A 5,179-nucleotide genomic window follows, 5' to 3' on the forward strand; every position below is an offset into this window, starting at 1 on the left:
ATCAAAAATGGTTTATAGATATATAAACGGCTATTTTGAAAAGGTTGACAAAAATAATAATATTGTTGGTGCAATAAAAAATGAGTATTTAAAAGAATTCTTTTTTTCTGCTGAAAGAGAAGAAAGGAATCCGATCATTACAGCAATTCAAAAATTAAATAAGGAAAAAATACGTTGGAATGAGTGGATTACGGCTAAAGAAGCCATTACATATATGAAAGACCTTAAGGATAAAACAGGTTTTGGTATGTGGAAACAAAATCTTTGGAATGGCTGGCTTATAGAAGCGTATTACAGTGAGTTTTTTCATGATAATTCGTCGGAGTACGCAGACTATATAGCAACAAGTGAAAATCCATCAATTATTTCAGAATACGGGAAAATGGGTTTGGATTTGGCTTTTCCACATTGTAAATACCATTTTATAGGTGATTTAAAAGCAGTTTGTGAGGGCGGAGGAAATACGTTATTAAATGATGAAACTAAAGTGACAGACGCTCTAAATAAGTATCATCGAATTTGGTTTATTATGTATATACATGATAAAAAACAGGGAAAAACAAATGACTATGAAATGGTAAAATGGCGCAATCATTTTATTAAAGATATGGGTGAATGGGATTTGAAAAAGCCGTTCAATGAGTTGTCTGCACGAAATACACCTCATTCTATATCGTATTCTGAAATGGTAATAATTGAATTAAATGAAATAACAAAAGAAAAGTATTTTTCAATTAGTAAGCAGTTTGGTTTGAATAGTGATGGGAAACCAAGAAATTTGAAATTTACGGTCGACAAGAACTTGTTGGATACATCAGATGACAGTTTTGTGATTTATAGATACAGACCTTAAATTTGAATGAAAAATAATTGTACTTACACCGGAGAAACTAGAAATATTAGCCGATGATGTTTTAAAAGTTGAAAGGAAATTAAACTGTTCCTATCAAGGAAAAGATGATTTTTCACATGAACAAAATTTACTCATTACTGAAAATGAGTCGGTATTGATAATAGGGTGCGGCCATGCAGGAGTAATAAATATTATGGAAAAGCCTGCATATATAAACCTAAATATTGTATAGGCGAATTTCATCTGTTTAAAAATTACAAAGTTATAAGGAAACTCAGTTTTATACCTGTCATTGCACCGGAAGAAAAGAGTTTCTCTATCTTTCTGCAAAAACTTCAAACTTATCCTATTTATCTTGTGTGGGATAACCTGGAAATTTAAAGTTTTAGAAAAATGATTTGTAGAAAATAAAATGACTGTGCGATAAGGCTATGATATAATTATATTCATACAGAATATTGAAAAAATATCAGAGGGGGGAATCGTCAGATGAAAAGATATATTGTATTATTAAGAGGAATTAATATAAGCGGCAAAAACAGAATAACGATGTCTGACCTGAAAGCAGGTTTTATAGAACTCGGATATACAGCGGTTTCTACATATCTTAATAGTGGCAATGTTATCTTTGACAGTGGCATTGATAACAAGGAGGAACTTTCAAATGCAATAAGATTCATGATAAATAAACAGTTTGAGTTGGAAATTCCAGTTTTTGTTATTTTGCAGGAGGAACTGGAAGAGATATTAAAGAATGCTCCGGAATGGTGGGGAGACAGCAGCGAGGAAATCTATGATAACCTTATTTTTATGTTTCCAACCATATCTTATGACAGATTTTATAATGAAGTTGGAAATCCTAAAGAAGCATATGAGAAAATTTATCATTATAAAAACGTGATTTTTTGGTCTTTTAGCCGCAAAGATTATCAAAAGACAAATTGGTGGTCAAAGACTGCCAACTCAAAGGTAAGCAATGAGATTACAATCCGGACAGCAAATACGGTAAGAAAAATTGTTAACATATAATGATACTAGAAATTTTGAAATTAGGAGTGGGAATTATGGCGTCAAGTAAACAATATTTGGAATTTATTTTAGGGCAGTTATCTGAATTAGATGAAATTACATATGGGGCCATGATGGGAGAATTTATTATATATTATCGAGGTAAGATTGTAGGCGGTATTTATGATGATAGATTACTTGTCAAAGCAGTAAAATCAGCAATTAGTTATATGCCAACAGCCCTGTATGAATTACCCTATGAGGGAGCAAAAGAAATGTTGTTGGTAGATGAAGTTGACAATAAGGAATTTTTAGCAGCTCTGTTTAATGCTATGTATGAGGAGTTACCAACTCCAAAGCCGAAAAAGAAGAAATAAACAATTTTGAATTTTTGTGGAGGTTTTATATAATGGAATATATTAAGGTGACGAGCGAAAATATAGAAAAAGAACATATATGCTGTGCGATTTCTAATAACAATGACATTCAAGTATCTTCAAAAAAAGCATGGCTGTCAGAACGATTTGAAGATGGTTTGGTTTTTCTGAAAAGCACAGAAAGAGGAAAGTGCTTTATTGAATATATCCCTGCTGAAAATGCATGGAATCCGATTTCAGCAGATGGTTATATGTATATTAATTGCTTATGGGTTGCAGGTTCATTTAAGGGGCATGGTTATTCAGCCGATTTATTAAATGCCTGTATTGAGGACAGTAAAAATAAAGGTAAAAAAGGCTTGTGTATTTTAGCAGCGGCAAAGAAGAAGCCATTTTTAGCTGATCCTAAATTTCTGAAACATAAAGGATTTCAAGTATGTGATGAAGCCGATAACGGTATTCAGTTATGGTATTTAGCATTCGTAGAGAATGCCACATTGCCACAATTCAAAGAATGTGCTAAACACCCCCATACTGATGAAATGGGTTATGTTTTGTATTATACAAGTCAATGTCCATTTAATGCGAAGTATGTTCCTGTGATTGAGGGGATTGCAAAAGAAAAAGCAATACAATTCACTACAATTCATTTACAGAGTAAAGAGGAAGCACAAAAAGCTCCGACACCAATCACAACATATGCATTGTTTTTAGATGGCAACTACATCACGAATGAACAGATGAACGACAAGCGATTTTTGAAATTATTAGAGAAGTAAACTTCCGGTTTATCGAAAAATGAACGTAGCAATAAAACGAGATTTATGGGGGATAGCATATGGATAAAGAAGGTTTGTTATTCAATATAGACAAAGTTCATACTACGGAAATGGGAATTGGTAGAATAAAGAAAAATCTCAAATTAGATACCGATGACGTGGTTGAGTGGTGTAAGAATAGGGTGCTAGATGAAGGGTGCAATATCTACAAGCAGGGAAAGAATTGGTATTGTGAAATTGATAATATTAAAATAACAATTAACTCTTACAGTTACACAATTATTACAGCACACATAATCAAATAATTTCCAGTTTCATATTTACTTTTTTCAGTATAAGAAGTATAATATAGTTAGTCACAACTAACTATCGACAGGGAGTTTTGCATCTATACAAGTGGTTAGGCTTAGGATTGACTGCTTTTCAGTAGAAAGATACCCTGTTTTAGTTGTGAAAGAAATTTGTGATGAATATTTTGATTGAAAGGAAGAAAAAATGACGGGTAATATATGGGTTGGAATTTTAATTCCGTTTTTAGGTACAACATTAGGAGCCGGTTGTGTATTTTTCTTAAAAAGAGATTTGAGACCGATAGTGCAGAAATCTTTATTAGGATTCGCTTCAGGTGTTATGGTAGCTGCGTCTGTGTGGTCATTACTGATTCCGGCGCTTGACATGGCAGAAAAAACAATGGGAAAGATGTCAATTATTCCGGCATCAACAGGATTTTTATTGGGAATAGGATTTTTACTGTTATTGGATCGGTTGATTCCACATCTGCACTTAGGAGAAGATAAGCCGGAAGGGCTGTCGAAGAAATTAAAGAAAACAACTATGCTCATACTTGCTGTCACTCTGCATAATATTCCGGAGGGAATGGCAGTAGGAGCTGTTTTTGCCGGAATCGTTAGCAAAAATGCAGAGATTACACTGATGGGTGCGTTTGCATTGTCGATTGGGATTGCTATTCAAAATTTTCCGGAAGGAGCAATTATATCCATACCGTTAAGAAGTGAAACAAATATGAATAAGGGAAAAGCATTCACACTTGGAGCGCTTTCCGGAATTGTTGAACCGATTGCGGCTGTATGTATGTTTTTTCTTGCGGATATGCTGGAATCGATTTTACCGTATATTTTATCTTTTGCAGCAGGGGCAATGATTTATGTTGTAATAGAGGAATTGATTCCGGAAACGACGGAAGGAGAGCATTCAAACAGCGGAACAGTTGGATTTGCACTTGGATTTGTGCTTATGATGATTATGGACGTGACTCTAGGTTAAATGAAAAAGAGGGGAGTTTCCCAAACAAAAGGATATTTCGTATGGTATACTGAAAAAAATAGACAAAATTAGAAATTGTAAGGAGTGCTGTTTATGATAAGAACTATTATATTTGCTGTATTCGTTGTCCCTGTTATTTCTCTCGTGTTAGATAAGACACAAAAAGCGACTAAAAAAGAAAAATTCACAAATACTGTTTTTGTATCACACGCCTATCAAACAGTATGTCATGTTTGTTCATTGATAATGGTAGGAATTGCATTAGTTTTGGGATTTTTCATGGGATTTGACAATACTATTGGACACTCTGTTGTTTTTGCTATTTTCGTTCTATTGATTGAATTTTGTGCATGGTCTTTAAAAAGACATAAGGTAGTAATTGACGGTAATAATTTACGCATTACTCCTGCGGTTGGAAGAACAAGAGAAATTTCATTTAATGATATTTCACATTGCATAGAAAAAGAGCAAATAGGATTAAAAATATTTGTTGGAAACAAAAAAATCTGTACAGTTTCTTGTGACTGTGTTGGGTATAAAGAATTTCTTGAAATGTTAAAAGAGAGAAACTTATTCTAATAATAAGGATATGAAAAAAGTAAAAATATAATCTATGTGAGGAATGATAATCATTATGCTTTGGGGAACAATTATCTGGGATATTTTATATCATATTGAGTGTATGCGTTTTTATAATTCCTTACATATAAAGCAGTTAGGATTAACTGCTTTTTTTATACCCGGAAAAGAAATGACAAAGCTTATAACAGCATGATATAATGAAGGTAAAGACAAATTTGAAATTTTGCAGGAGGTGTCATCAATGAAGAAAACAATAAAAATTAAGCCTATTTTAATTTTTACTGGTCCTATGTCAA

Annotated in this window: 8 protein-coding genes; 7 read left to right on the plus strand and 1 reads right to left on the minus strand. The window is 33.0% G+C overall.

Annotated elements, in window-relative coordinates:
* The 7 genes from ACYQ35_RS10100 to ACYQ35_RS10130 all read left to right on the plus strand — a co-directional run.
* Window positions 1-853: hypothetical protein (locus ACYQ35_RS10100; RefSeq protein WP_459833030.1), on the plus strand; the 853-nt coding region annotated here is incomplete at its 5' end.
* 489 nt (window positions 854-1,342) lie between these two features.
* On the plus strand, window positions 1,343-1,882 hold the full coding sequence (locus ACYQ35_RS10105; protein WP_459833033.1) for a DUF1697 domain-containing protein: 540 nt from the start codon (window positions 1,343-1,345) through the stop codon (window positions 1,880-1,882).
* 35 nt (window positions 1,883-1,917) lie between these two features.
* Window positions 1,918-2,238 carry a TfoX/Sxy family protein gene (locus tag ACYQ35_RS10110; RefSeq protein WP_459833038.1) on the plus strand — a complete coding sequence of 107 codons (321 nt, stop codon included), beginning with the start codon at window positions 1,918-1,920 and terminating at the stop codon, window positions 2,236-2,238.
* A 32-nt stretch (window positions 2,239-2,270) separates the two neighbouring features.
* The gene (locus ACYQ35_RS10115; RefSeq protein WP_459833041.1) at window positions 2,271-3,017 is read left to right on the plus strand and encodes a GNAT family N-acetyltransferase; all 747 of its coding nucleotides are present in this window, start codon (window positions 2,271-2,273) and stop codon (window positions 3,015-3,017) included.
* 59 nt (window positions 3,018-3,076) lie between these two features.
* On the plus strand, window positions 3,077-3,322 hold the full coding sequence (locus ACYQ35_RS10120) for a DUF3781 domain-containing protein (RefSeq protein WP_459833044.1): 246 nt from the start codon (window positions 3,077-3,079) through the stop codon (window positions 3,320-3,322).
* Window positions 3,323-3,512: 190 nt separating this feature from the next.
* Window positions 3,513-4,301, plus strand: a complete 789-nt coding sequence (locus tag ACYQ35_RS10125; RefSeq protein WP_459833047.1) for a ZIP family metal transporter — start codon at window positions 3,513-3,515, stop codon at window positions 4,299-4,301.
* 93 nt (window positions 4,302-4,394) lie between these two features.
* On the plus strand, window positions 4,395-4,880 hold the full coding sequence (locus ACYQ35_RS10130) for a DUF6560 family protein (protein WP_009757257.1): 486 nt from the start codon (window positions 4,395-4,397) through the stop codon (window positions 4,878-4,880).
* A gap of 111 nt (window positions 4,881-4,991) precedes the next feature.
* Here ACYQ35_RS10130 and ACYQ35_RS10135 read toward each other — a convergent pair.
* Window positions 4,992-5,179 (minus strand): hypothetical protein (locus tag ACYQ35_RS10135; RefSeq protein ID WP_459833051.1); only part of this gene is annotated, 188 nt, incomplete at its 5' end.

The sequence above is a fragment of the Faecalimonas hominis genome (genome assembly GCF_054660755.1).

Bases quoted from the DNA above. Each gene is read 5' to 3' on its own strand.
- ACYQ35_RS10115 (WP_459833041.1), top strand. From the start codon at position 2,271: ATGGAATATATTAAGGTGACGAGCGAAAATATAGAAAAAGAACATATA.
- ACYQ35_RS10125 (WP_459833047.1), top strand. From the start codon at position 3,513: ATGACGGGTAATATATGGGTTGGAATTTTAATTCCGTTTTTAGGTACA.
- ACYQ35_RS10110 (WP_459833038.1), top strand. From the start codon at position 1,918: ATGGCGTCAAGTAAACAATATTTGGAATTTATTTTAGGGCAGTTATCT.
- ACYQ35_RS10105 (WP_459833033.1), top strand. From the start codon at position 1,343: ATGAAAAGATATATTGTATTATTAAGAGGAATTAATATAAGCGGCAAA.
- ACYQ35_RS10130 (WP_009757257.1), top strand. From the start codon at position 4,395: ATGATAAGAACTATTATATTTGCTGTATTCGTTGTCCCTGTTATTTCT.
- ACYQ35_RS10120 (WP_459833044.1), top strand. From the start codon at position 3,077: ATGGATAAAGAAGGTTTGTTATTCAATATAGACAAAGTTCATACTACG.